Below are 25552 nucleotides of genomic sequence, written 5' to 3' on the forward strand. Positions count from 1 at the left end.
GCAAGTTAATATTTACTAGTATCTTCAGTATTTTCAATTCATTCTACTAAATATAATCAAAACAAAGAAATACTAATTAATAAAAAACTTGATTCCTTTATTTACCTATAATGTGGATTTCTAATAGAAATCTATAACCTAGTTCTACTAAGCTTGGTCACCTTACTATCCAACTACAATGTTATAGTATTAAAATGCTATAAGGTGACTATCATTATGAAACTAAAAAGCAAACCTATTTTTAATTGCTTGATACATACTACTAGACAAGAATTTTAGAAAACAAAATTCACTATTTGTACTTTTTTTCTACCAAAAAAATAACCTTAAAATGAACTCATTAATAAATATGAAATACACATTTTATAATAAATTTTCTAACTAGTAATGAATCAAGAATAGAAAATCTAGCACCTCTCTGTCTAGAATAGTATATATGATATTTATCTTTATTAAGAGATACGCAAAGATGGAGAGGCATTCTATGTAAACTTTTAATTTTTTAATAAGGATTAAATCATATATTCCATACTAAAATAAATGATGGTTAACTCAAAAAACATAAAATAATATACACAATCCATTTCCTTTTGTGATATTATCTCCGTTTGTGTATAGTTATCCTCATGGTTTTTTCTAATTTTAATGAACAGCAATCAGTTAAGAAGACGGATTACCTTTGGTTTTTAAAGTTAAATTGATTACATTCTTCTTATAGTAAGGATTATGGGCTTATCAAAAACAAAAGTAGAAGGCACTCTTTATATTGTATCTGCACCTAGTGGTGCAGGGAAGTCTAGTTTGATCTCTGCAATATTAAAGAACGATTTAATGAACACAATAAAGCTATCCATATCTTACACCACTCGTAATATGCGACCAAATGAGCAAAATGGCATCCATTATTACTTTATAAATCGAAAATCTTTTGAAGACCTAATAATTCAAAATGAGTTCCTAGAACATGTAGAATTGTTTGGTAACTATTATGGTACATCGCGTAATTGGATGTTAGAGAATGTAAATAATGGTAGTGATGTTATTCTAGATATTGATTGGCAAGGTGCACGTCAAATCCGTAAGGAAATTCCTTTTTCGAAAAGTGTGTTTATATTACCAACCTCCTATTGTCAATTGGAATATCGTTTAAATTCTCGTGCTCAAGATAGCAAGAGTGATATTGCTAGACGTGTAGCGGAAGCAGAATCAGAGATTTCTCACTATAACGAATATGACTATATTATCTTAAATGATGACTTTGATACAGCTTTGGTAGATTTTCAAGCAATTATTCGTTCAGAAAGATTAAAAAAAGATAAGCAGATTTATAAATATCATGATCTAATTCAAGGGCTTTTAGAAAAATGAATTTAAAATTAGTATGTATGAGTTTTTTATTTCTTGACTTTTTTTAGTTAAGATTTTTGTTTAACTAACCTGGAGTTCTCATGGCACGTATAACTGTTCAAGATGCTGTCGAAAAAGTGGGCAATCGATTTGATTTAGTTCTCATTGCAGCACGACGCGCTCGTCAAATGCAAATTGGTGGAAAAAATTCACTAATACCAGAAGAAAATGATAAACCAACAGTTATTGCTCTTCGTGAAATAGAAGAAGGTTTAATCACTAAAAACTTTCTTGATACTCGTGAACGCCAAGAGCAACAAGAACAAGAAGCTGCAGAATTAGCTGCAGTAAGCAACAACAAGCAACATCATTCAGATTCACTAGATTTTGGATCTAGACATCAATTGTTTCCAAAATATAATGTTTTTTAATGCTCTATTTTAAATTGGTAATCTTTCTGGCTTATAAATTTGTATCTCTTCTATGACCTTAAAGGCATTGCCCAAGAATACTTAAAAGGGCCTCAAATTGAAGCTTTGTTTCGATCCTATTTGATAGCAAAAAACTTTCATAAAGGACAAACACGATCAAGCGGTGACCCTTATATTATGCATCCGGTAGCTGTTTCTTCTATCCTAGCAGAAATGCGTCTTGATCTCGAAACACTACAAGCTGCCTTACTTCATGATGTTATTGAAGACTGTAATGTCACTAAAGAAGAACTAACAAATAAATTTGGTAAGACAGTTGCGGAGTTAGTGGATGGAGTTTCTAAGTTAGATAAACTAAAATTTCGAGATCGAAAGGAAGCCCAAGCCGAAAATTTTCGTAAAATGGTCCTGGCTATGGTACAGGATATTCGGGTTATTCTCATTAAGCTTGCTGACCGTATTCATAATATGCGTACATTAAATGCACTTCGCCCTGATAAAAAACGTCGCATTGCAAGAGAAACACTGGAAATATACTCTCCTTTAGCACATCGTCTCGGAATACATAATATTAAAACTGAACTTGAAGAGCTTGGGTTTGAAGCGCTTTATCCAGATCGTTATAGGGTATTTAAAAAAGTACTTTGTTCTGCTCGTGGTAATCGTAAAGATATAATACAACGTATTCATAATGAAATTGCAGAGCATTTAGAACAAGCTAGTTTGAAGGCAAGAGTATTGGGTCGAGAAAAAAATCTATTCTCAATTTATAACAAAATGAAATCTAAAGAACAGCGTTTTCATACAATTATGGATGTTTATGCTTTCCGCGTAGTAGTAAAGGATTCTGATGATTGTTATCGAGCACTTGGACAAATACATAACTTGTATAAACCTCGACCTAATCGAATGAAAGATTATATTGCAGTACCTAAAGCTAATGGATATCAATCTTTACATACTTCTATGGTTGGTCCGCATGGAGTACCTGTAGAAGTACAAATTCGAACTGAAGATATGGAACAGATGGCTGATAAAGGTATAGCTGCACATTGGTCATGCACAGAAGGTAATAATATTTGGACTGGAACTACAGCACAAATCAAAGCACAACGCTGGATGCAAAGTTTATCAGAATTACAAAAAAGTGCAGATAACTCATTTGAATTTATTGAAAACGTTAAATCTGACTTATTTCCTGATGAAATTTATGTCTTTACTCCAAAAGGTCGTATCATTGAATTACCAGTAGGTGCAACTGCTGTAGATTTCGCCTATGCAGTACATACTGATGTAGGTAACATGTGTGTTGGTGCAAATGTTGAGAGAAATCCATATCCATTAAGTAAATCACTTAAAAATGGCCAAACTATCGAAATTCTTACTGCTCCTTGCGCTCGTCCAAACGCTTCCTGGCTCAACTATGTAATGACTTCTCGTGCCCGAACTAAAATTCGTCAAATTTTAAGAACAATGCGTAGAGAAGAATCTATTACTTTAGGGCGTCGTTTACTAAATCATGCATTAGGAGATTTTTCTTTATCTGATATTACTGAGATTCATATTCAACGCGTTTTAAGAGAGCTAAAGCTAGATAACATTGAAGACCTATTAGCAGAGATTGGTCTTGGTGAACTTATAAGTACTGTTGTAGCTCGACGATTACTTGGAGATAACATAACTAAAACTAAATATAAAACAAATATTACCCATAAAAACAAGCTTCCTATTCTAGGTTCAGAAGGCATGTTGCTAACATTTGCTAACTGCTGCCATCCTATTCCTAATGATCACATTATTGCTTATATTTCTCCTGGTCGAGGATTAATAGTACACCGTGAAATTTGTCCTAATATACATGGTTATCAAAAAGAACCTGATAAACATATGGCAGTGAAATGGTCAGATGATTACAAGCGAGAATTTATAACAGAGCTAAAAATCGATACAAAAAACCATCATAACTCGTTAGCAGAATTAATTAATACTATTTCCAAAACGAACTCTAATATTCATGGATTATCAACTGAAGAACGTAATCACCATCTTCATACAGTTACGGTATCTCTGACAACTAATTGTCGAAAACATCTTGCTAGTATTATAAAAAAAATTCGTGTCATGCCATATGTGATCAAAGTAAAACGCAGATAAAGAAATCAAGTGTTATCTATATCTTAATATAGATATTCAACTCTGGTACAATCAAAAGAAAAAAAATAATTTACTATATTTTTGAGAGTTATACTATAATCGATTATCAATTAAGTTTATTATGCCGGTTTTTTTATCAGATATCCATTTGAGTTCACTTCCTCAGATAACCAATAAATTGATTGAGGAATTAACTCAACAAGGAATTAAAAACGTTCAAGATTTACTATTTCATCTGCCATTACGTTATGAAGATCGTACTCGTATTTATCCTATAGCTAAATTATACATTGGTCTTTCTGCTGCTGTTCAAGGAAAAATCATTCACTTAGATACATTTTTTTACAAACAAAAAATATTTACTGTTACAGTTAGTGATGGAAAAAATGAAATAGTTTTGCGTTTTTTAAATGTTTCTGATAAATTTAAAAATTTTTTTTTAAAAGGTAAATTAGTATACGCTTATGGAAAAGTGAAACAAGGATACACGGGATTAGAAATGGTCCATCCTGATTATAAATTATTCACACCTCAAAGAACTCCTAATATCCAGCATAATCTTACTCCTATTTATCCACGCCTTGGAAACTTAAAACAAACTACTTTACGCAACTTAACTAGCAAAGCATTAAAAATTCTTAAAACTACAAGTGTAAAAGAATTGCTTCCAGCAGGGTTATATGATGGACAAATAACCATAACTCAAGCAATTCATATTATTCATAGACCTTCAAAATACACTAATATGAGTATACTTCACAAAAATAAACATCCAGCAAAAATTAGATTGATCTTAGAGGAACTCTTAGCACAGAATTTGTTTATTCTAAAAATACGACATAAGAATAAAAAAGCAACGGCGATTTCCTTGACAAGGTCCGTTTTTTTAAAAAAAAATCTACTAAAACAACTTCCTTTTTCACTTACTAATGCTCAAATAAAAGTAGCGAAAGAAATTGAGGACGATCTTACTAAAACTCAACCTATGATGCGTCTACTTCAAGGTGATGTTGGATCAGGAAAAACCTTGATTGCTGCATTAGCAGCAATACAAGCTATTGAAAATGGCTATCAAGTTGCATTTATGGCTCCGACTGAATTACTAGCAGAGCAACACATTATTACATTTTGCAACTGGTTTGATAGAATTAACATAAAACTAAGTTTCTTATTAGGTAAATTAAAAGGGAAATCCAAAATAACAGAACTAACACGAATCGCTAATGGCGAAGCTAAAATGATAATTGGTACCCAAGCTCTTTTCCAAAAACATGTAAAGTTTTATAACTTAGCTTTAGTAATTATTGATGAACAACATAGATTCGGAGTTCATCAACGATTAGAAATGCGTAAGAAAGGATTAAAGTACGAAATTTACCCACATAAATTAATCATGACAGCAACACCTATTCCTAGAACACTAACAATGACTATCTATGCTGATCTTGCAATTTCAATTATCGATGAATTACCTCCTAATCGAACGCCTGTTCAAACAGTAGCAATACCATCAAGTAAACGTTCTGATATCATGAAACACATATATAAGGCTTGTTTAAATGAAGAAAAACAAGCTTATTGGATTTGTACTCTAATTAATGATTCAAAAGTATTAAAAGCAGAATCAGCAATTGATATAGCAAATAAATTAAGAAAAAACCTACCTAATATAAAAATTGGTTTATTACATGGTCGAATGAATTCTAATGAAAAACAAAAAATAATGAATGAATTCAAAGATAATAAGCTTCACCTTTTAGTATCTACTACTGTTATTGAAGTTGGCGTAGATATACCAAATGCTAGCTTAATGATTATAGAAAATGCAGAAAGACTTGGTCTGGCTCAACTTCACCAACTTCGTGGTCGTATAGGAAGAGGGAAAATAGCAAGTTATTGTGTATTATTATATCATACTCCACTTTCTAAAATTGCAAAAAACCGACTAAGTGTATTGCGTAATAGTAATGATGGTTTTTTTATTGCTCAAAAAGACTTAGAAATGCGAGGTCCTGGTCAAATACTAGGTACAAAACAAACTGGATTAATCGATTTTAAGATAGCTGATTTGATGCGAGATCAATACTTAATTCCAAAAATAAAAAAAATTTCGAACTATATTTACAAAAATCACCCTAAAAATACTACGGAAATTATTAACAGATGGATAAGTAAAAACAATGTTAACTATGATAAAGCCTAGCAAGTCCTTTGACTTTTAATAAGAATATAAAAAACTAATTAACCTATAAATAAACATGATATCGGTATTATATATGGCAAGCAATTCTAGAAATCACTTTTCTTCAAAGTTTGGTTTTATTATGGCAGCAGCAGGTTCTGCTATTGGTTTAGGAAATATTTGGGGGTTTCCAACACAAACAGCAAACAATGGTGGGGCAGTATTTTTAATTATTTACCTGCTAATGGTATTTTTATTAGCATTCCCTATATTAGTTGCCGAACTCACCATTGGCCGTTATGCTCAGTCGAATCCAATTAGGTCTTTAAAAAAAATTTCTCCTAAATGGAAAATTAGCTGGATTGCTATTATAAGCATAGTAGCAGTTTCACTTATCTTAAGTTTCTATGCGATTATAGCTGGCTGGCTAATTGGTTATTTTATTAGTAATGGAGTTAAATTATTAGGAATGAATAATACTGCTAATTGGCTAACCACTTTTAGTATAGCTAGAAATTTAATGCTTATGATAATATTTATGTTACTAACTATGTTAGTTGTTAGAAATGGTATTGCTAATGGTATTGAAAAATGTTCAACCTATCTGATGCCTCTCTTACTGGTTCTTTTTATTATCATGACTATATACATCTTTACTCAATCTGGAGCTAAAGAAGGACTAAAGATGTATCTAATTCCTGATTTTTCACATCTTAGTTTTAATTTGGCAATAAGTGCAATGGGACAGGCTTTTTTTTCACTATCGCTAGGAGTTTGCACAATGATGGTTTATGGTTCTTACCTAAAAAAAGATACTAATTTACCTACAATAGCTGCTCAAGTAGCAATATTTGATACTGCTATCGCATTTATTGCTGGCTTACTAATTCTCCCTGCTATGTTTGTAGCACAAAATAATGGAGTACAAATTTTTTCAGAATCAGGTAAATTACTTCATTCTGATACTTTAGTATTTAAAGTGCTTCCTAATTTATTTAATACAATGGGAACATCTGGTCTTGTTATTAGTAGCATTTTTTTCTTATTAATGATCATTGCTACGCTAACTTCTTCTATCTCAATGCTAGAAGTTCCTGTCTCATGTGCAATAGAAGAGCTGAATCAAAGTCGGTCAATTGCTGTTACCTGGATTAGTGTAATAATTATAACTATTTCTTCAATAATAATATGGAATTTTAATGAATTATTTAGTTTTTTTGTACAATTAACTACTGTTTACATGCAACCAATTATTGGATTATTTATTGCCTTAATTTCAGGTTGGTTATGGAATAGAAACAAGGTATTGCAAGAACTTAAAAAAGGTTATGCAAATATACAAGAAAGTTTTTTTTGGAAAATTTGGCCTATTTATATAAAAATAATATGTCCAATATTTATGCTATTAATATTCTTTCATTAAAGAAATTATATTAAATAATTCAACAATCAAACTTTTATGACTATCGTATAGTGTTTTAAGAAATATGTTGATTTTATTTCAGTACTATCAATTAAGTAATATTTCTGTTAGAATAATTCTTTTATGACGCTTAAATGGTGCTATCTAAAAATGTCTAAAAATAGCAATAAGAAAGTTATTCTTGGCATGTCTGGTGGAGTTGATTCTTCAGTTTCTGCTTATCTTTTACAGAAACAAGGGTATCATGTTGAAGCTCTCTTCATGAAAAACTGGGAGGAGGATGACAATGAAACATATTGTGCATCAGCACAGGATCTTTCTGATGCGCAGGCAGTATGTGAACAGCTGAATATTAATCTCCATACTGTCAATTTTGCTTCAGAGTATTGGGATAATGTATTCAAGCACTTCTTAGAAGAATATAAAGCAGGAAGAACCCCTAACCCTGATATCCTTTGCAATAAAGAAATTAAATTTAAAACTTTTCTAGAATTTTCTAATGAAGTGTTTGATGCTGACTATATTGCTATGGGACACTATGTTCGTCGTTCCTTTATGCATAAAAATGCAAAACCGAAAATGTTACGTGGTATAGATAATACAAAAGACCAAAGTTACTTTCTTTATACCCTTAGCCATAAACAAATTGCTCGAAGTCTATTTGTACTTGGTAACTTTAAAAAATCTGAGGTTCGATGTATTGCGAAAGAGCAAGGATTTATCACTGCAAATAAAAAAGACTCTACAGGCATTTGTTTTATTGGGAAAAGAAAATTTTCTGACTTTTTATCGCGCTACTTACCAGCACAACCAGGAAAGATTGAAACACAAGAAGGTAAAGTAATAGGTGAACATAAAGGTTTAATGTATCATACATTAGGGCAAAGAAAAGGACTAGGTATTGGCGGACAAAAAGACAGTAATGGTAAACCATGGTATGTAGCTAAAAAAGATATAAAAAGAAATGTTCTTATTGTCGTACCGGGCAAAGAGCATGTACTTTTAAAATCTAAAGAATGTATTGTTTCAAAATTATACTGGGTAGATAGAGTGCCAATGACAAAACCGATTACTTGTACAGTAAAAACTCGCTATCGTCAAAAAGATACTCCTTGCACCTTAATTCCAATTAATTGTAAAAGTATTCGCATTGTTTTTGATTCGCCTCAAATAGCTGTAACTCCTGGACAATCTGCAGTTTTCTACTTAAAGGACATTTGTCTTGGTGGTGGTATTATTCAAGAATAAAATTAATTAAAGCCACTTGGAGAAAATAATTTGCCTAATAAAACAATTTATAATCGTACTATTGCTTTTTCTGGTATTTATCAAGCTGTTACCTTAGTCCAACAGGTTGCTAAAAGTGGCACATGTGATCTGAATGGATTTAAAACTTCTTTAAATGCTATATTTAATACTAATCCTAATAGTACAATTAATGTTTATGGCGAAGAAGCTAATTTAAAAATTGGAATTAAACAACTTGCAAAAGGTATAGATAATACACCTGAAAGCATTGAAATCATCCGTTATATTATTAATTTACTAAATCTAGAACGAAAATTAAGTCGTCATCATGATGCTATGGACCAACTTGCCAAACGAATTTCAGTCTTAACTGACCAACTTGAACACTTAGAATTAGTTCATGAAAAAATAATTGAACAATTATCTAATATTTATCTTGATATTATAAGTCCTATAGGTCCTCGCATTCAAGTTATGGGAACTCATTCAGTGATACAAAATAAAATTAATCAATATAAAGTACGAGCTTTGTTACTATCAGGCACTCGAAGTGTCGTTCTTTGGCGTCAAGTTGGTGGAAAACGACGAAACTTAATTTTTAATCGAAAAAAAATGGTTGAACAAGCAAGTGTTTTACTTGCTAGAATATAATTCTAGCAAATTCGTTCCATTCATTCCTATTTACAAGGTAAAATATAATATGGAATTATCTTCACTAACTGCTATTTCTCCTCTGGATGGTCGTTATGAAAAGAAAACAGTTGATTTACGAAAAATTTTTAGTGAGTTAGCTTTTCTTAAATATCGTGTCATTGTTGAAATACTTTGGTTTAAAAAACTATCTTCAACTGTTCATATTAAAGAAGTTCCCCAATTTAGTAATAAAGCCAATAAGTATCTGGATGATATTAAAGATAATTTTTCTGAACAAGATGCAATGCGTATTAAAGAAATTGAAGATCAAATTAACCATGATGTTAAAGCTATAGAATATTTCCTTAAAGAAAAAGCAGCAAAATTTCATGAAATACACTCAGTAAGTGAATTTTTTCACTTTGCATGTACCTCAGAAGATATTAATAATGTTGCTCATGCACTTATGTTAAAGGAAGCACGCGATAATATCATCCTTCCTAAAATTAAAAAAATCATAAATACAATTACTGCTCTTGTTATTGAATATCGAGATATACCCCTTTTATCACGTACGCATGGTCAACCTGCTTCTCCATCAACAATGGGTAAAGAGATGGCTAATATTCTATACCGTATGAAGCGTCAATATAAACAAATCCAAAAGATAGAAATTCTAGCTAAATTTAATGGCGCTGTAGGTAATTATAATGCTCATTATGCTGCTTATCCTAAAGTAGATTGGCATTTATTAAGCAAAGAATTTGTTACGAAATCCTTAGGTATTACTTGGAATCCTTATACAACTCAAATTGAACCACATGATTATATAGCTGAGCTATTTCATGCAATTTCAAGATTTAATACTATTCTTATAGATTTTAATCGTGATATATGGGGTTATATAGCCTTAAATTACTTTATACAGAAAACATCTACCAATGAAATTGGTTCATCAACAATGCCACATAAAATTAACCCAATTGACTTTGAAAATTCAGAAGGAAATCTAGGACTTGCTAATGCTGTATTTGATCATTTAGCTAAAAAACTTCCTATTTCTCGTTGGCAAAGAGATTTAACTGATTCTACTGTATTGCGCAATCTTGGTGTTGGAATTGGTTATACAATCATTGCATATACTTCTACATTAAAAGGAATTTCTAAACTTAAAATAAATCGTGAAGCTTTACTTACCGAATTAAATAAAAATTGGGGAATATTAGCAGAACCAATACAAACAATAATGCGCCGTTATGGAGTACCTAAACCTTACGAAAAATTGAAGGATTTAACTCGTAATAAAATTATTGATAAGAAAATTATACATGATTTTATTCAAAAGTCAGATCTTCCTAAAAAACTAAAAGAACGTCTTAGAAAAATAACACCTGAACAATATATTGGACAGGCCATTAGGCTAGCTGACAATATCAGCTTAAATAAATGATTGGATCGTCTTCATCTTCACTGAAAAAAGAAAACCAGTCTATTGTTATTGTACTAACTAAACTAAAACTAATCTAATTGTAAATTAGTACTAGTACACTATCAGTTAAGATTAATAGCTAATTGCAATTTAATTGCTACTATTAAAATGAAGCGCATCAATTCTTCTCTGGATCGGAGGATGACTCATTAACAAACTAAGTACAGATTTCTTTCCACTGATAGCGAATGCTGCCATAGAACTCTCAAGTTTAGAGTTTGGATTTGTTCTTAAACGTTGCAATGCAGAAATCATGCTTTTTTTACCAACTAAACTTGCTGCACCAGAGTCAGCGCGAAATTCACGTTGACGACTATACCACATAACAATTATACTAGCTAAAAGACCGAATACTAAATCAAGAACTAAAGAAACAAAAAAGTAAACCATCATATTAGGTCCAGTTTCTTCTCCTTCCCCACTATTATTTGAAGCAACAATGTTGGCAATAAAACGAGAAAAGAAAATTACAAACGTATTAAGCACTCCCTGAATTAATGTCATAGTAACCATATCACCATTAGCTACATGACTGATTTCATGTGCTAATACCGCTTCAACTTCCTTTTTCGTCATATTATTCAACAGACCAGTGGATACAGCAATCAAAGCATCATCACGTTTAGCACCAGTAGCAAACGCGTTCATATCTTCAGCTTTGTAAATAGCTATTGTTGGTATACCGATTCCCATCTTTTTAGCTTGGCAAGTGACAGTTTCAGACAACCAATGCTCCATTTCATTACGAGGTTTCTTTATAACCGAAGCAGACACAGAACGAATAGCCATTGTCTTTGAAAGAAATAAAGAGATAAAAGAACCACCAAAACCAAATACTGTTGCCAAAACAAGCAAACCAATCATGCTAGAAGATTGAATCCCTGCCACTGAATATATAAAATTTAAAACAATACTAAGCACTAAAACAACAGCTACATTAGTTGCCAGAAATAACGCTATCCGTTTCATTACATCACTCCTCCAATAAAAACTTATATAGGGGAAAATTATCGATTTAAATAATCTTTATTACTAATAACTTCAAAATAATCGGGACTTTATCCTTCTAAAAGAAATTTTCAAATTTATCAGGCTGTATGATTATTTTATTCTTGCTTTCCAAATTTCACAAGGTTCGATCTTATTGCGTTGTAAACGATGCCTATCTCGTTCAGCATGTCGTTTAAGTTCATATGGTCCAAGCACAACACAATACCACAAACTGCTATCTTTTTTCTTATGAATATTACTTTGAATACCATGGAATGCTATATCAAGTTTACGAGCCTTTGCTTGTTTCAATGTTTTATATGCACCGCATTGCATAATATAAGAAACCTGAGAAAGTATTTGCTTCCTAGGTTCTACCTCAACTTTTCTCTTAGGTAAGGAATCAATATACTCCCATTGCTCTTTTGGTAACGGCGGAATTTCAGCAATTGGCTTAGATATGTTTCCAACAGTTTTCTTTACGTTTAATTTAGAATTAAACTGTAATCCATAATCTAATAAACTTACTAGATAAAATAACATAATAATTAATATAAAAGCAATAAAACTAATCCAACAAACTTTACGTGCAAAGAAAAATATTTTCTTATCAACCTTATTTCTACTTGGATACATCTCATATTTATCTTAATTTAATTGCAAAAAATTATTTATTAAAATAAAAAAATGAATATTTTTAGTCTATTCTAAAAAAACATACAACATTTTGAGCACTTTTATTACCTTACAATGGTACGTCCGAGTGAATTTGAATCACTGACCTCCGCTATGTCAAAGCGGTGCTCTAACCAACTGAGCTACGGACGCAAAAATAACGTAAGGAAAATAAAAACCAGAATTAGTTTAAAAAATCTATTCAATAGTATGAATAATAGCACGTGTATTTAATGAAAAATATCTTTATCATTAACTTGTTGCTCAGTTTTTATTATAATTCGAATTTTAATTACCTTAGTGTATGATTTTCTTAAATTAACTCTAAAAACACTAGACATTTTACATCGTTATGATTTATTAAATAAAAAACACTATACAAAATCAATTCTAATAAAAAAATCAAAATAAGCATTACTATCAAAAGAAAAATATCTTTAAAGGAGTAAACCATGCTCATTTTAACTCGTCGTATTGGTGAAAGTGTCATGATTGGTGATAAAATAATAATTACAGTTCTCGGTATTAAAGGAAACCAAATTCGAGTTGGGATAAATGCTCCTAAAGATGTCTCTGTGCACCGAAAAGAAATTTATACTCAGATTCAATTTAAAGACAATTAATTCTCATTTTTAAAAATTTTGAAAAAAACAATACAACATAACAAAATATTTGACATATTCTTAATAAATCGTAACATATATGATTATTCGAAAGCGGTGGGCTGGCCGAGTGGTTGAAGGCGCTCCCCTGCTAAGGGAGTATATGGTTGATAGCTGTATCTAGGGTTCGAATCCCTCGCTCACCGCCAAGTTTCGTTATGCTTACTTAATTACATTATAAAAATAATCCGCGTCCTTAGCTCAGTTGGATAGAGTACCTGGCTACGAACCAGGCGGTCGGAGGTTCGAATCCTTCAGGACGCGCCATTTGCAGAAATAAAAATATAACATATACTTACTTTTCCCTATCCTAATAAAAGTTATCTAATCATTATCTAACAAATCTACTGTTTTTGGCTTTTTAAGTCTACTAGAGTTAATATTTTTCATTTTATTTTGACAAAAAAATCATTTATTGTAAGTCAAAATGCTAAATTTAACTAAAATATAAAAAAACTTAATGTATTTAATAAAGTATTAATTGACTTAGTCAATTATTATACTAGAATCAGTCTTAGCTAGAAATGCAGTTCTTTGTCTACATATACTTTCGTTGGATTTTGTTTGGTTTCCTCGCTGTATCCGTACGCAATAGCAATCTACTTTTCCATGCTATCCGCGCCAAATTTGGCTCAGCACATTTAATTTTTTGTTATAAGGATTCTTTCATGTCTAATGTAGTTACTGGTACAGTGAAGTGGTTCAACGAAACTAAGGGATTTGGTTTTATTCAACAAGAAAATGGGCCAGATGTATTTGCTCATTTCTCCGCAATTTCTGGTGATGGCTTTCGTACATTAGTTGAAGGTCAAAGAGTAGAATTTGTAGTGACCACTGGACAAAAAGGGCCTCAGGCTGAAAATATTAAAGTTATCTAATACTTTTCTTTGCTTATAAAAAAGACTAAGACGTTCTTAATTTGTATTCCTTCAAATGCTTAGATAGTTCGTCCTGGTCTTTTTTTCTCTTTTTTACTAATTATTGAACGTGGATCTTGGTGAATCATAATATCTGCTTCTGGAAATAGCTTTAGTAATTTAGCTTCGACTTTATCTGAAATATTATGAGCCTCTAAAAGAGGAATCTGATCTTGTAATTCTAAATGAAATTGAATAAATCGAACTGGGCCAGACATACGGGTCCTTAAGTCATGCACACCTAATACTCCTTTTGTAGATAAACAAGTACTGAGAATCTTTTCTATTTCATCATCAGGTAATTTATGGTCTAATAAATTATTAATAGCCCCTACAAGCATTTTAAATGCGCTATATAAAATACAAAAACCAATCCCAATAGCAAAAATAGAATCCGCTTCTTCAATTCCATAGTAACTGAAACCTAACGCTAGTATAACTGCTACATTCATGTACAAGTCAGCTTTGTAATGTAAAAAATCAGCAGCAATTGCTTGGCTGTTAGTTTTTTCTAAAACATATTTTTGAAAACTTACTAAAGCATAAGTAATTACAATAGCAACTAAACTAACATAAATACCGTATTCAGGAGAATGTAATTTATATGGATGAAAATAACGTTCAACACCATTTAAAATTAAAAAAAATGAAGAACCTGAAATAAACATTGCTTGAGCTAAAGCTGAAAGAGATTCTGCTTTTCCATGACCAAACGCATGTTCTTTATCAGCAGGTTGTAATGAATAACGTACTACTATAATATTAATAATAGATATAATTATATCAAATAAAGAATCAATTAATGAAGCCAATAAACTAACTGAACCTGTACTCCACCAGATAATCATCTTGATAATAAGAAGAAAAATGGAAACCATGCTTGATATACATAAACATATACTAACTAAATATGAATACTCTTTTTTCATATATAGTATAATCACCAATAATAAAATTAGAATTAATATTACAGTAAAATAATAGGAAATATAAATTGTTATGATTATTTATACTATGACAAATTTAACTGGATACAGATAAATTCTAAATAATGCTTTATTAATTAGAATTTATTATTATTGAAAATAAAATAAATAAAATTCTATAGCTTTAACCAGCTTAATTAATCCTTATTTGTTGAATTATGATAACATTTACAATAACTCGTCCTGATGATTGGCATGTCCATCTTCGTGATGGCAATGTTTTAGTTGACACTGTCCGAGATATTAGTCAGTACAATGGTAGAGCGCTTATTATGCCGAATACTGAACCTCCAATTATCACAACTGCTATGGCATCCTCCTATCGTACTCGAATATTAGATAGAAATTCAAATCCTCATTTTAAACCTTTAATGACACTATATCTTACAGATAATACCAGTGCTAAAGAAATCCAAACAGCAAAAGCATCTGGTATTATACTTGCTTCTAAACTGTACTTGTCTAGGACAACTACTAATGCTTATTTAGGAGTTACTGCTATTAAAAATATCTATAGTCCACTAGAGAAAATGGAAGAATTAGGTATACCACTGCTAATTCATGGTGAAATTATAGGGGATAATATTGATATTTTTGACCGTGAAAAAGCTTTTTTAAGTACTGTTATACCTCAAATTATAAATAATTTTTCAAATTTAAAAATTGTTTTAGAACATATAACCACTTCTGATTCAATTGATTTTGTTAAAAACGCTAATGATAATGTAGCTGCAACAATTACAGCACATCATCTGTTATATAATCGTAACCATATGCTGGCAGGTGGTATTAAGCCACATTTTTACTGTCTTCCTGTTCTTAAGCGTAATACGCATCAGCAAGCTCTTATTCAAGCAGCAACAAGTGGAAACAAAAAATTCTTTTTAGGAAGTGATTCTGCGCCGCATAGCAAAACTAAAAAAGAATCAGCTTGCGGATGTGCTGGATTATACACAGCACATGCAGCATTAGAACTTTATACAGAAGTTTTTGAAAAAGAAGGCAGACTAAAAAATCTTGAAGCTTTTGCAAGCCATAATGGTGCAGATTTCTATGGTATAAAACGCAATCCAGATACTATAAAATTAGTTAAAGAAACATGGTTTGTAAAAGAAACCTTTCCATTTGGTAAAGATGATGTTGTTGTACCAATTCGAAGTGGATCGAGTATTAGTTGGAAAGTAAAAGAATGTAAGTAAAAATAAATATTTCTTTATTTAAATTCAATTGATTAAAAAAATTGTTCTACCACCTTTAAAACTATCCAATTATAATAGTTATGTCAATGACATAACAGTTCGATTAACATTAAGGATCCCATATAAACAAAAAAAATACTAATCAGGATAATAATAAAACACTTCTGTATTTTTTTTGTTTTATAACGAAGCAAAAAAAAATAAAAACTATAAAAAGCAATATCGTAGTGATTCTTAACATATAAAGGACCTTATGTTAAACTTAAAAACTTACTTAATTAAATTGCCTGATGGATAGATTCATCCTTTTAGCAAAAGTAAAGTTTTACTGAATATCAAATGAAACTACCTATCTATCTAATTTTCAGACAAATAAAAAAACTCTCTTAAACACACAAATAATTAAAATAAAATAAGTTACTTGCTCAAACAGTTACTAAAACTATGGGCTAAAGACTTTAAGAAAACAAAATAACTACCTTTTTCTACATTAATATTACTACCTATAGGATCTAAAACACCTATATTTACATTAGTCCCTCTAGTAATTGAATAAACTACGTCTGGAACAAATTGTGGTTCTGAGAATACGCATACAGCTTTATTTTTGACTAAATCAGCATGAATTAATGACAACGTTCTTGCTCCAGGTTTTCTAGTTGGTTCTACAGTGAAATGTCCTAAATGATTAAGAGAATAATCTATTTCAAAGTAACTATAAGCATCATGAAATACATAATATCCCTTATCTTTTATAGAATTTAATTGATTCCCAATAATTTTTGATACCTTTTTAAACTGTTTGGAAAAACTTAAAAAATTAGCTTCATATTTAGCTTTATTTTTTGGGTCTATTTCTCGAAGTTTATCTGCAATAGCACGAGCCACTTGGATAGTAGGTTCTTTACCTAACCAAAAATGAGGATCATAAGATCCATGGTGATGTTCGTGTCCATGATGCTCTTCATATCCGTGGTGGTGATGTTCATGTCTATGATATTTTTTTAATTTAAGTTCAGGAATTTTACTTAACGTCAGTATATTCGTTTTATTTTCAAGAAGTTTCTCAAGAAATGGTTCTAAGTCACGTCCGTACCAAATCATCAAATCTGTATCTTGAATCCTTTTTATATCAGAAGGACGTAACGCATAACCATGCGGTGATGTTTTACCAGAAAGCAAAACATCTGGTTTAGCAACTCCATCAGTGAGTTCTAATACTATCATTTGAATAGGTTTAATAGTAGTTAATATGCTCTTTCCTAAAGCTAAACTAGGAATCATGGTAAATATAATTGAAAAAAGTAAAGTTCTCATAATTAAATTATAAAAGCAATTATATAGATTTAAACATAGCCCACATGCTACACTCAACATTTATTAAATTGCAAATGAGTTTTAATATACGTGTCTATTTTAGTGAAGTTAACAGGAATACAAGTTCGTCTAGGAGGAAATGATATCCTTGATGATATTACTCTTACCATAAAAAAAGGTGAAATAACTACTCTAATTGGGCCAAATGGTGCTGGTAAGTCGACACTTTTAAAAGTTTTATTAGGATTACAACCTCTTTATTCTGGAACTATTAAAAAATACAGGAAGTTTCATATTGGATATGTTCCTCAGAAAATAAATTTAAACTATTTATTACCACTAAGTGTCAAACGTTTCCTTAAACTATCAGGTAAAGTTAATAATCTAGAATTGAGAAAAACACTCAAATTAGTTGGTATAGAAAATCTCTCTGAAAATAGTATGCATCAACTCTCTGGAGGAGAGAATCAACGTGTTCTTATTGCAAGAGCTTTATTGAAACGTCCTGATTTATTGGTTCTTGACGAACCAGCACAAGGTGTTGATGTGCAAGGTCAGAGAGAACTTTATAAATTGATAGACAAGATTCGTCAACTTTTTAGCTGCGCCGTTTTTATGGCTTCTCATGACTTACATCTTGTAATGGAAAAAACTGATAATGTGATCTGTTTGCAGCGTCGTATTTGCTGTGCTGGTTCACCAGAAAGTATCAAAAAACATCCTAAATATGCAGCACTATTTGGTCAATATCAGTTAGGTTTATCTTTGTATAAACATCATCATAATCACTCTGACTAGTATCAATTACAATGATTGAAATTTTATTACCTGCTTTTCTTGCTGGTTTGGGTATCGCCATTATCGCCGGACCATTGGGATCTTTTATCGTTTGGAAAAAGATGGCCTATTTTGGTGAAGCTTTAGCACATGCATCACTTATGGGAATTTCATTAGGATTCTTATTAAATATCAATATTTATTTTTCCTTAATAATATGTTCTCTATTATTATCTTTTATTCTAGTTTTACTACAAAAACAAAGATTAATTTCAACTGATACATTGCTTGGAATTCTTGCACACAGTTTCCTTTCACTAGGACTTGTCACCGTTAGTTTTTTAGATGATATAAGAGTAGATATAATGGATTATCTATTTGGTGATATCCTATCAGTATCACCAATGGATTTGTTAGCTATTTATACTATGGTATCATTAGCTAGCGTAGTCCTAATTTTATTCTGGAGATCATTGCTTTCAGTAACAATCAATGAGGATCTAGCTTCAGTCGAAGGACTAAATGTAGACATTATAAGAATTTTATTAATGCTCATCCTTGGTTTAGTTATTGCTGTAGGTATGAGATCTATTGGAGTATTAACTATTACTTCATTGCTTATCATTCCTCCTGCAATCGTTAGACCTTTTTCTAAGAATCCAGAACAAATGGCAATTTTTGCTTCTTTTGTCAGTATAATTTCAGTCCTTCTTGGTCTTGTTCTTTCTTGGTTTGTAGATACACCATCAGGTCCATCAATAGTGATAAGTGCTACGGCAATGTTTATATTAAGCCAAACTATAACATTTGTTAGATCCTCAACATAAACATAATCCGAATTATGTATCATTAATATACTGAGATTCAAGAAAATCTAAGTATTTTTGATCAATATCACCAGTAACATATATTCCACTAAAAACTGAGGTCTCAAATTCATCAATATCTGGATTTCCAATACCTACTGCATCTACTAAATCATTTAATCTTTGAAAAATTAGTTCGTTGGCACCTATTCTCTTGCAAATATCATTACTATTTCGTCTATAAGCAATCAAATCATTAGAATTAGGCATATTAATGCCATAAACATTAGGAAACCGAATCTCTGGAGCAGCAGATACCATAAAAACTTGTCTCGCTCCTGAATCATGTGCCATTTCAACAATCTGCTTTGATGTAGTTCCCCTAACAATTGAATCATCAACTAGCAATACGTTCTTATCTTTAAACTCAGAACTAATTGCATTTAACTTACGGCGTACTGATTCTTTACGCTGCTTTTGACCATACATAATAAATGTACGACCTACATAACGATTTTTAACAAAGCCTTGTCGATATGGCTTATTAATTGCGTACGCTATTTGCAAAGCAATATCACATGAAGTTTCAGGAATAGGAATGACCACATCAATATCTAAATGAGAGTATTCTTCTTTAATACGTTGACCAAGCTTTTTCCCCATTTCAATCCGAGCACTGTATACTGAAATTTTATCTATAAATGAATCAGGTCTTGCAAAATAAACAAATTCAAAAATACAAGGAGTTAACCTCGGTTTATCAGCACACTGCTGAGTAAATATTTCACCTTGAAATGTTATATAGATAGCCTCACCAGGTGCTACATCTCTAACAAAATCAAAACCAACAGCATTTAATGCTACTGATTCTGAAGCAACCATATACTCACAAAAAGATCCGCTTTGCTTACGCATACCTAAACACAAAGGTCTAATACCATTAGGATCTCGAAATGCAATAAGTCCATGCTCGATGATCATCGCAACAACTGCATAACCACCTCGAATAATTTTATGTACATTAGAAATAGATTGGAAAACATCCTTCGATGTAACAATTCCTTGAACCTTATCAATCTCATGTGCAAGCACATTAAGCAAAACTTCTGAATCAGAATTGGTATTAACATGCCTTCGATTTTGTTCAAATAATTTTTTACGTACCTGATGAGCATTTGTCAAATTACCATTATGTGCAAGTGTAATACCAAAAGGAGAATTGACAAAGAATGGTTGAGCCTCTGATGCACTTGAGGTACCAGCTGTTGGATAACGAACATGACCGATGCCAAAATTGCCTGACTGGAGATGTTGCATATCTTCTGATTGAAAAACATCTCTTACCAAGCCATTATTTTTATGCAAACGAAAACAATTATTTTCTATGATACAAATTCCACTTGCATCTTGACCACGGTGCTGTAATACTATCAGGGCATCGTAAATCACTTGATTAACAGGTACGGTACCCACCACTCCAACAACACCACACATACTGCAACCCTCAATCATTTAGAAAGGTAAGCTATAAGCCCATTGAACTGATATCAATGAAGCTGAGTACCTAGATAACAAAGCTTTAAATTTCTTCTAAATATTCCGATAACGATTCGTTAATTAGATTAAACTTAGGTATCAATTTAGAAGTTTTCCACCATGTTGTTGTGCTAGCAGAGGTAAAGGTTCCTATAAAAAACAAACCAGCTGAAATTATTAGTACTCCACGAAAAGTACCAAATATCATACCAAAAACTCGGTCGGTGCCAGATAAACTTGTTTTCTGAATTAAATGACAAACTAAACGGCTAAAAATTGCCCCAACGAACAGTGTTGTAATAAAAAGCACTACTGCAGCTACACCGCTGCGTAAAAGATTAACCTCAATATTAGCAAAGTATACAGAAAACTCTATATAATACCTGACGGCAACGAAAAAACTGCCAAGCCAAACAATTAATGATAGTGCTTCCTTTAAAAAGCCACGAAATAAACTTATTAAAGAAGATAAACTAACTATACTTAAAATAATAATATCTAATCCATTCATAATTTCTTAAACTTGAAATCAAGTTAAGAAATATTCTAACAGAAAAAGCTTTAAAACAAACATATTCTTATGGATTTAATGGATTAAACTGAATTAAATGTCCTTTCGAACCAGTGATTTCTTCTAACTCAACTAACTGCCGCTCTAATTTTTTTTTCGAAATATCAGGTCCAATTATGACTCTTGCAAATGAGTTTTCTTTTTTTATATGAGCTTGGTAACCACGTTGTTTTAAATCTTGAACAACATTATCTGCACTATTAAAGTTTTTTAATGCCATTAATTGAATAATCCAAGCACTATTTTCATACTTATTTTTATGAGGATTGGAATTTACAATTACTGATAAAGGGTTTTCTTGTGTTGGATTATTTGGAGAAATGAACTTTCCTTGAATTTCTGTTACTGGAGAATTAGGAAGCATTACCTGCTCTTTAATAGGTTCTAGAATTTTCAATTTCATTCTAACATCATCTTCATGCCAAGACCTAATAGGTATACTTTCAATTGGATCTTCATAACGAATTTTTTCTCCATCTAATAGATCAGGAAGGACAATCACGGTAATAGACACTAAAACTATCGTTCCTACTAATCGATTTTGAAATTTACTTCCCATTCTGACCTCCTTTACTATACCAATACCGCAAAATTTCACCTACAGTATAAAATGAACCGAGAACCAATATCATATCCTTAATCTTAACCGACCTAAATGCAGCTTTAAAAGCTTCTGTAGGATTAGAATATTTACCCTCAAAGTTAGGCAAATGTAGACATAATTCATCTACAAATGCGGCTCGTTCAGTGGTCAAAGAAGCAGGATACCATTTTTGTTTAGAAAATTTCAACATATCTAATGTCCCTTTAACATCTTTATCACGTAACATTGCAACAACTATATGAATTTGACAACTTGAATAAGATTTTTGAATCCACTTAGATAAGTATTCTGCGGCATGAGGATTATGTGCTACATCTAATAGAATAGTAGGATTAGAACTGAGAAGTTGCATTCTTCCTAGCAATTTCGCATTGTAAAGTGCGTTGAGAATATTTGATTTATTGAAATCTAACTCAGAAAGACTTAAAGCCATCAAACCAGTTGCCACATTTTGTAGTGGTAACTTTGGCATAGGTAGTCCATTAATGCTATATGCATCACTTGTCCAGTTCCAAGTTTGCTTTCTAGCAATAGTGTATCTGTAATGAACTCCTATTTGCTGAAAATTAGCTTTAATTTCATTAGCATAGTCGACAACCGTTAAAGGAGGATTTAATTGGCCGCAAATAGCTGGTTTTCCAGAACGAAAAATACCTGCTTTTTCAAAACCTATAGTATTTATGTTACTCCCTAACCAATCAGTATGTTCAATAGCTAAACTTGTGATAACAGATACATCATGTTCTACTATATTTGTAGCATCCAATCGACCACCAAGACCTACTTCAAGTAATACTATATCAAGATTTGCATTTTGAAATAAGTATAATGCTGAAAGCGTAGTGTATTCAAAAAAACTTAAACTAACACCATGACGTCTTTTTTCAATAAAATCAAATGATTCAATATATTTTTCATCGGGAAGATCTTGACCATTAATACGGACACGTTCATTATAACGAATTAAATGCGGTGAACTGTATACACCAACAGAATAACCTGCATCAAGTAAGACAGCCTCCATAAATGCACAAGTAGATCCTTTACCATTTGTTCCAGAAACTGTAATAACTTTTTTAGCTGGTTTTACAATATTCAATTTTCTAGCTAAGAAACCAATACGTTCAAGCCCAAGGTCTATAGCAGTGCTGTGGATCTTAGCTAAATAATCTAGCCAAACTGAAAGAGAGGATGTGCCTTTTTTACTGGGGGAAATTTGATTCATTCAAGTTATAACTAACATATAAACACTATTAATTAAATGACTATCAGTGATACGTATTTATTCAGTCATTTTTGCAATTAAACCTGCAACTCGTTGACGCATTTCACGACGGTCAATAATCATATCAACAGTTCCATGCTCTAAAAGAAATTCACTACGCTGAAACCCCTCTGGTAAATCTTCACGAACGGTTTGTTCAATAACACGACGACCAGCAAAACCAATCAGTGCATTAGGCTCAGCAATATTAATATCACCTAACATTGCTAAACTTGCAGATACACCACCCATTGTAGGATCTGTCATAATGGAAATAAAAGGTAAACCTTTTTTAGAAAGACGATGGAGTGCAGCAGAAGTTTTTGCCATTTGCATAAGAGATATTAAAGCCTCTTGCATACGAGCACCACCACTAGCAGAGAAACAAACCAATGAACAACGCATATTTATTGCAGTTTCAACGGCACGAACAAATCGAGCTCCAACAACAGAACCCATTGAACCACCCATAAAAGCAAACTCAAAGGCACAAGCAACTAAAGGAATACCTAATAACTCACCTTTCATAACAATCAATGCATCTTTTTCACCACTAAGCTTTTGAGCAGCTATAATGCGATCTTTGTAGCGTTTTGAATCTCTAAATTTTAACTTGTCTTCTGGTTCAAATTCATGGGCTAACTCTACGCAATTAGAGTCATCTAAGAAAGTATTTAAACGATGACGAGCTTTGATACGCATATGATGATTACACTTAGGACATACTTCTAAATTTCGTCTTAAATCTTCATAATATAATACCTGTTCACAAGATACACATTTAGTCCATACTCCTTCAGGAATAGAAGATTTACGAGAACGAACGAGATTACTTTTTTCTAAAATTTTTTCAAGCCAACTCATGAAAAACCTTAACCTTATCTTTTAGTCTAGCTCATCTGAGAAAAATAATGGACCAATTGGCATTTTAGGAAGAAAAAAACATGACGGATACTCCACACTAACAAGATAAAGTCCTTCAGCTTTTGCAGTAATACCAGATAATTTTCGTTGTTTTTGTTCTAATAACCACTTGATCCAATTGGGATTTTCTTTCCCAGTACCAACTGCAATCAAACTGCCTACAATATTTCTTACCATACGATATAAAAAAGCATTAGCCTTAATATCAATAACAACATAATAACCATGTCTCGTCACATTTGCGTGTATAACATTACGCCATGGGCTCCTTGATTGGCAATTACCCGCTCTAAAAGAATTAAAGTTATTTTCACCTAATAAGTATTGAGCAGCTTGATGCATTTTTTTTTCATCAAGTATATTATAATAATGAGAAATACCTAATGATAAGATTCCATGTCGAAGAATATTATTATAAATAATATAACGGTAACGTCGAGCAGTAGCTGTAAAACGTGCATGAAAATCACTAGGAACTTTCTTAGCCCAACAAACTGCTATATCACAAGGCATATTCACATTTGCTCCTATTGTCCATGCTGACATTTTTCTGCTTGCTACAGTGTCAAAATGAACTACTTGACCAGTAGCATGAACCCCAGAATCTGTACGTCCTGCACATTGTACTTTAACTGAATGATTAGCAATAATACTTAAAGATTTTTCAAGAATTTCTTGAATGCTTATCAAATTTTTTTGATACTGCCAGCCAAAATATCTAGTACCATCATATTCAATACCTAATGCAATTCTCATCATTTTACTAACTCTAAAAAACACAATCCCAATAGAATAACAAGATTATTTATTCAGACAAATCAACTATTACTTTGCTTTTGTAGAGAATCAATCAGCAGTTTAGCTTCTCTACGAATTTCGTCTGTTCCATCAACTATAACCTTTTCTAATAATTTTATTGCTCCATAAATATCATTCATTTCGATATACATTTTTGCTAAATTTAAATTACCTACTGCTTCTTCATCTACAGAAGAGTCTTTAAGAGCAATATCATCAATAATATTAGACAATTCATCGATATTTTCATTAAACTCTTTTCCTTCTTTTTCTTTGCTATCAACCTCAGCTATTAACTCATCAATAGTTTGATATTTATGTTGAGGATTAAAACTGCTTAATTGTTCTTGTTCATCCCAATTTTCTTTAGAAATAACCCCCTGTTTCAGTTGATTTTTATCATCCCAAACTATTTTTTCATCATCAGGAATATCTTGCAATACATCATCTTGCTGATCTTCTAATATGCCGAATTCATTAAGTATAGAATTGGTGTTTGAATTATTAAGATTAATAGAATTAGATAATGTGTGTTTTCGTTCTTCTAATTCTAGCTTTGATTCTTCTTCTGGATTTATCTTTGGTTCTTCTTCTAATTCTAGCTTTGATTCTTCTTCTG

23 protein-coding genes, 3 tRNA genes and 1 pseudogene are annotated in these 25552 nt (G+C 31.6%); 15 read left to right on the forward strand and 12 right to left on the reverse strand.

Translation table 11 applies throughout. The features are described 5' to 3' along the window. The first annotated feature begins 726 nt into the window (after positions 1–726). The 8 genes from gmk to purB all read left to right on the forward strand — a co-directional run bounded on the left by gmk (position 727) and on the right by purB (position 10868). The gene (gmk, locus tag CF66_RS04055; protein WP_016503832.1) at positions 727–1368 is read left to right on the forward strand and encodes a guanylate kinase; all 642 of its coding nucleotides are present in this window, start codon (positions 727–729) and stop codon (positions 1366–1368) included. Between the two features lie 80 nt (positions 1369–1448). Further along, positions 1449–1778, forward strand: coding sequence for a DNA-directed RNA polymerase subunit omega (gene rpoZ / locus CF66_RS04060; RefSeq protein ID WP_016503831.1), 330 nt, complete (start codon positions 1449–1451; stop codon positions 1776–1778). Between the two features lie 39 nt (positions 1779–1817). Next, positions 1818–3932: a bifunctional GTP diphosphokinase/guanosine-3',5'-bis pyrophosphate 3'-pyrophosphohydrolase gene (gene spoT, locus CF66_RS04065; RefSeq protein WP_034411778.1), complete on the forward strand. Its 2115-nt coding sequence runs from the start codon at positions 1818–1820 to the stop codon at positions 3930–3932. A 121-nt stretch (positions 3933–4053) separates the two neighbouring features. Next, complete coding sequence (gene recG, locus CF66_RS04070; RefSeq protein WP_034411780.1) at positions 4054–6135, forward strand: ATP-dependent DNA helicase RecG; 2082 nt, start codon at positions 4054–4056, stop codon at positions 6133–6135. 73 nt (positions 6136–6208) lie between these two features. Next, the gene (locus CF66_RS04075) at positions 6209–7537 is read left to right on the forward strand and encodes a sodium-dependent transporter (protein WP_016503828.1); all 1329 of its coding nucleotides are present in this window, start codon (positions 6209–6211) and stop codon (positions 7535–7537) included. Positions 7538–7687: 150 nt separating this feature from the next. Next, the gene (mnmA, locus tag CF66_RS04080) at positions 7688–8785 is read left to right on the forward strand and encodes a tRNA 2-thiouridine(34) synthase MnmA (RefSeq protein WP_034411782.1); all 1098 of its coding nucleotides are present in this window, start codon (positions 7688–7690) and stop codon (positions 8783–8785) included. Between the two features lie 30 nt (positions 8786–8815). Beyond that, positions 8816–9436, forward strand: coding sequence for a high frequency lysogenization protein HflD (hflD, locus tag CF66_RS04085; protein ID WP_016503826.1), 621 nt, complete (start codon positions 8816–8818; stop codon positions 9434–9436). A 49-nt stretch (positions 9437–9485) separates the two neighbouring features. Then, positions 9486–10868 (forward strand): adenylosuccinate lyase, encoded by a 1383-nt coding sequence (gene purB / locus CF66_RS04090; RefSeq protein WP_034411784.1) that lies wholly within the window; start codon positions 9486–9488, stop codon positions 10866–10868. A 129-nt stretch (positions 10869–10997) separates the two neighbouring features. Here the strand turns inward: purB and htpX are convergent, their stop codons facing one another. From htpX to CF66_RS04105, 3 genes are all read right to left on the reverse strand, one after another. After that, the gene (gene htpX / locus CF66_RS04095; RefSeq protein ID WP_016504059.1) at positions 10998–11876 is read right to left on the reverse strand and encodes a protease HtpX; all 879 of its coding nucleotides are present in this window, start codon (positions 11874–11876) and stop codon (positions 10998–11000) included. Positions 11877–12008: 132 nt separating this feature from the next. Continuing rightward, positions 12009–12533, reverse strand: coding sequence for an SPOR domain-containing protein (locus tag CF66_RS04100; protein WP_016504060.1), 525 nt, complete (start codon positions 12531–12533; stop codon positions 12009–12011). 115 nt (positions 12534–12648) lie between these two features. Beyond that, positions 12649–12725, reverse strand: a tRNA-Val gene (locus CF66_RS04105). A gap of 299 nt (positions 12726–13024) precedes the next feature. Between CF66_RS04105 and csrA the strand changes: the two genes are divergently transcribed. The 4 genes from csrA (at position 13025) to CF66_RS04125 (ending at position 14112) form a co-directional block, all read left to right on the forward strand. Next, positions 13025–13195 (forward strand): carbon storage regulator CsrA, encoded by a 171-nt coding sequence (gene csrA / locus CF66_RS04110; protein ID WP_016504061.1) that lies wholly within the window; start codon positions 13025–13027, stop codon positions 13193–13195. 95 nt (positions 13196–13290) lie between these two features. Next, positions 13291–13383: transfer RNA gene (locus CF66_RS04115), tRNA-Ser, on the forward strand. A 41-nt stretch (positions 13384–13424) separates the two neighbouring features. Then, positions 13425–13501: transfer RNA gene (locus CF66_RS04120), tRNA-Arg, on the forward strand. A 401-nt stretch (positions 13502–13902) separates the two neighbouring features. Then, positions 13903–14112 (forward strand): cold-shock protein, encoded by a 210-nt coding sequence (locus CF66_RS04125; RefSeq protein WP_016504062.1) that lies wholly within the window; start codon positions 13903–13905, stop codon positions 14110–14112. A gap of 59 nt (positions 14113–14171) precedes the next feature. Here CF66_RS04125 and fieF read toward each other — a convergent pair whose 3' ends face one another. Further along, positions 14172–15080, reverse strand: coding sequence for a CDF family cation-efflux transporter FieF (fieF, locus tag CF66_RS04135; RefSeq protein ID WP_034411785.1), 909 nt, complete (start codon positions 15078–15080; stop codon positions 14172–14174). A gap of 215 nt (positions 15081–15295) precedes the next feature. Here fieF and pyrC point away from each other — a divergent pair, with 215 nt between their 5' ends. Beyond that, complete coding sequence (pyrC, locus tag CF66_RS04140; RefSeq protein WP_016504064.1) at positions 15296–16336, forward strand: dihydroorotase; 1041 nt, start codon at positions 15296–15298, stop codon at positions 16334–16336. A 417-nt stretch (positions 16337–16753) separates the two neighbouring features. Here pyrC and znuA read toward each other — a convergent pair whose 3' ends face one another. Next, positions 16754–17653: a zinc ABC transporter substrate-binding protein ZnuA gene (gene znuA / locus CF66_RS04145; RefSeq protein WP_034411797.1), complete on the reverse strand. Its 900-nt coding sequence runs from the start codon at positions 17651–17653 to the stop codon at positions 16754–16756. 90 nt (positions 17654–17743) lie between these two features. On the opposite strand from znuA, the gene CF66_RS04150 reads away from it, so the two are divergent. Beyond that, complete coding sequence (locus tag CF66_RS04150) at positions 17744–18451, forward strand: ATP-binding cassette domain-containing protein (protein ID WP_034411786.1); 708 nt, start codon at positions 17744–17746, stop codon at positions 18449–18451. An 11-nt stretch (positions 18452–18462) separates the two neighbouring features. After that, on the forward strand, positions 18463–19257 hold the full coding sequence (gene znuB, locus CF66_RS04155) for a zinc ABC transporter permease subunit ZnuB (RefSeq protein ID WP_034411787.1): 795 nt from the start codon (positions 18463–18465) through the stop codon (positions 19255–19257). A 12-nt stretch (positions 19258–19269) separates the two neighbouring features. Here znuB and purF read toward each other — a convergent pair whose 3' ends face one another. The 7 genes and pseudogenes from purF to CF66_RS04195 all read right to left on the reverse strand — a co-directional run. After that, complete coding sequence (purF, locus tag CF66_RS04160; protein WP_016504068.1) at positions 19270–20730, reverse strand: amidophosphoribosyltransferase; 1461 nt, start codon at positions 20728–20730, stop codon at positions 19270–19272. Between the two features lie 85 nt (positions 20731–20815). Further along, the gene (locus CF66_RS04170) at positions 20816–21283 is read right to left on the reverse strand and encodes a CvpA family protein (RefSeq protein WP_016504069.1); all 468 of its coding nucleotides are present in this window, start codon (positions 21281–21283) and stop codon (positions 20816–20818) included. A 67-nt stretch (positions 21284–21350) separates the two neighbouring features. Then, complete coding sequence (locus CF66_RS04175) at positions 21351–21902, reverse strand: SPOR domain-containing protein (RefSeq protein ID WP_034411788.1); 552 nt, start codon at positions 21900–21902, stop codon at positions 21351–21353. Further along, positions 21892–23172: a bifunctional tetrahydrofolate synthase/dihydrofolate synthase gene (folC, locus tag CF66_RS04180; RefSeq protein ID WP_034411789.1), complete on the reverse strand. Its 1281-nt coding sequence runs from the start codon at positions 23170–23172 to the stop codon at positions 21892–21894. The genes CF66_RS04175 and folC overlap by 11 nt, the downstream gene beginning before the upstream one ends. 63 nt (positions 23173–23235) lie before the next feature. Next, a pseudogene (gene accD, locus CF66_RS04185) lies at positions 23236–24075 on the reverse strand (acetyl-CoA carboxylase, carboxyltransferase subunit beta); the annotation flags it as partial. A 21-nt stretch (positions 24076–24096) separates the two neighbouring features. Beyond that, positions 24097–24891 carry a tRNA pseudouridine(38-40) synthase TruA gene (gene truA / locus CF66_RS04190; RefSeq protein WP_034411799.1) on the reverse strand — a complete coding sequence of 265 codons (795 nt, stop codon included), beginning with the start codon at positions 24889–24891 and terminating at the stop codon, positions 24097–24099. Between the two features lie 62 nt (positions 24892–24953). Next, positions 24954–25552: FimV C-terminal domain-containing protein (locus tag CF66_RS04195; protein ID WP_278184546.1), on the reverse strand; the 599-nt coding region annotated here is incomplete at its 5' end.

It is taken from the genome of Candidatus Photodesmus anomalopis, assembly GCF_000731785.2.
In the GTDB taxonomy this organism is placed as follows: domain Bacteria; phylum Pseudomonadota; class Gammaproteobacteria; order Enterobacterales; family Vibrionaceae; genus Vibrio; species Vibrio anomalopis.

What these genes read in the sequence shown, in the direction of transcription:
- gmk (WP_016503832.1), top strand. Translation starts at nt 727, where the DNA reads ATGGGCTTATCAAAAACAAAAGTAGAAGGCACTCTTTATATTGTATCT.
- rpoZ (WP_016503831.1), top strand. Translation starts at nt 1,449, where the DNA reads ATGGCACGTATAACTGTTCAAGATGCTGTCGAAAAAGTGGGCAATCGA.
- recG (WP_034411780.1), top strand. Translation starts at nt 4,054, where the DNA reads ATGCCGGTTTTTTTATCAGATATCCATTTGAGTTCACTTCCTCAGATA.
- CF66_RS04075 (WP_016503828.1), top strand. Translation starts at nt 6,209, where the DNA reads ATGGCAAGCAATTCTAGAAATCACTTTTCTTCAAAGTTTGGTTTTATT.
- mnmA (WP_034411782.1), top strand. Translation starts at nt 7,688, where the DNA reads ATGTCTAAAAATAGCAATAAGAAAGTTATTCTTGGCATGTCTGGTGGA.
- purB (WP_034411784.1), top strand. Translation starts at nt 9,486, where the DNA reads ATGGAATTATCTTCACTAACTGCTATTTCTCCTCTGGATGGTCGTTAT.
- htpX (WP_016504059.1), bottom strand. Translation starts at nt 11,876, where the DNA reads ATGAAACGGATAGCGTTATTTCTGGCAACTAATGTAGCTGTTGTTTTA.
- CF66_RS04100 (WP_016504060.1), bottom strand. Translation starts at nt 12,533, where the DNA reads ATGTATCCAAGTAGAAATAAGGTTGATAAGAAAATATTTTTCTTTGCA.
- csrA (WP_016504061.1), top strand. Translation starts at nt 13,025, where the DNA reads ATGCTCATTTTAACTCGTCGTATTGGTGAAAGTGTCATGATTGGTGAT.
- CF66_RS04125 (WP_016504062.1), top strand. Translation starts at nt 13,903, where the DNA reads ATGTCTAATGTAGTTACTGGTACAGTGAAGTGGTTCAACGAAACTAAG.
- fieF (WP_034411785.1), bottom strand. Translation starts at nt 15,080, where the DNA reads ATGAAAAAAGAGTATTCATATTTAGTTAGTATATGTTTATGTATATCA.
- pyrC (WP_016504064.1), top strand. Translation starts at nt 15,296, where the DNA reads ATGATAACATTTACAATAACTCGTCCTGATGATTGGCATGTCCATCTT.
- znuA (WP_034411797.1), bottom strand. Translation starts at nt 17,653, where the DNA reads ATGAGAACTTTACTTTTTTCAATTATATTTACCATGATTCCTAGTTTA.
- znuB (WP_034411787.1), top strand. Translation starts at nt 18,463, where the DNA reads ATGATTGAAATTTTATTACCTGCTTTTCTTGCTGGTTTGGGTATCGCC.
- purF (WP_016504068.1), bottom strand. Translation starts at nt 20,730, where the DNA reads ATGTGTGGTGTTGTTGGAGTGGTGGGTACCGTACCTGTTAATCAAGTG.
- CF66_RS04170 (WP_016504069.1), bottom strand. Translation starts at nt 21,283, where the DNA reads ATGAATGGATTAGATATTATTATTTTAAGTATAGTTAGTTTATCTTCT.
- CF66_RS04175 (WP_034411788.1), bottom strand. Translation starts at nt 21,902, where the DNA reads ATGGGAAGTAAATTTCAAAATCGATTAGTAGGAACGATAGTTTTAGTG.
- folC (WP_034411789.1), bottom strand. Translation starts at nt 23,172, where the DNA reads ATGAATCAAATTTCCCCCAGTAAAAAAGGCACATCCTCTCTTTCAGTT.
- truA (WP_034411799.1), bottom strand. Translation starts at nt 24,891, where the DNA reads ATGAGAATTGCATTAGGTATTGAATATGATGGTACTAGATATTTTGGC.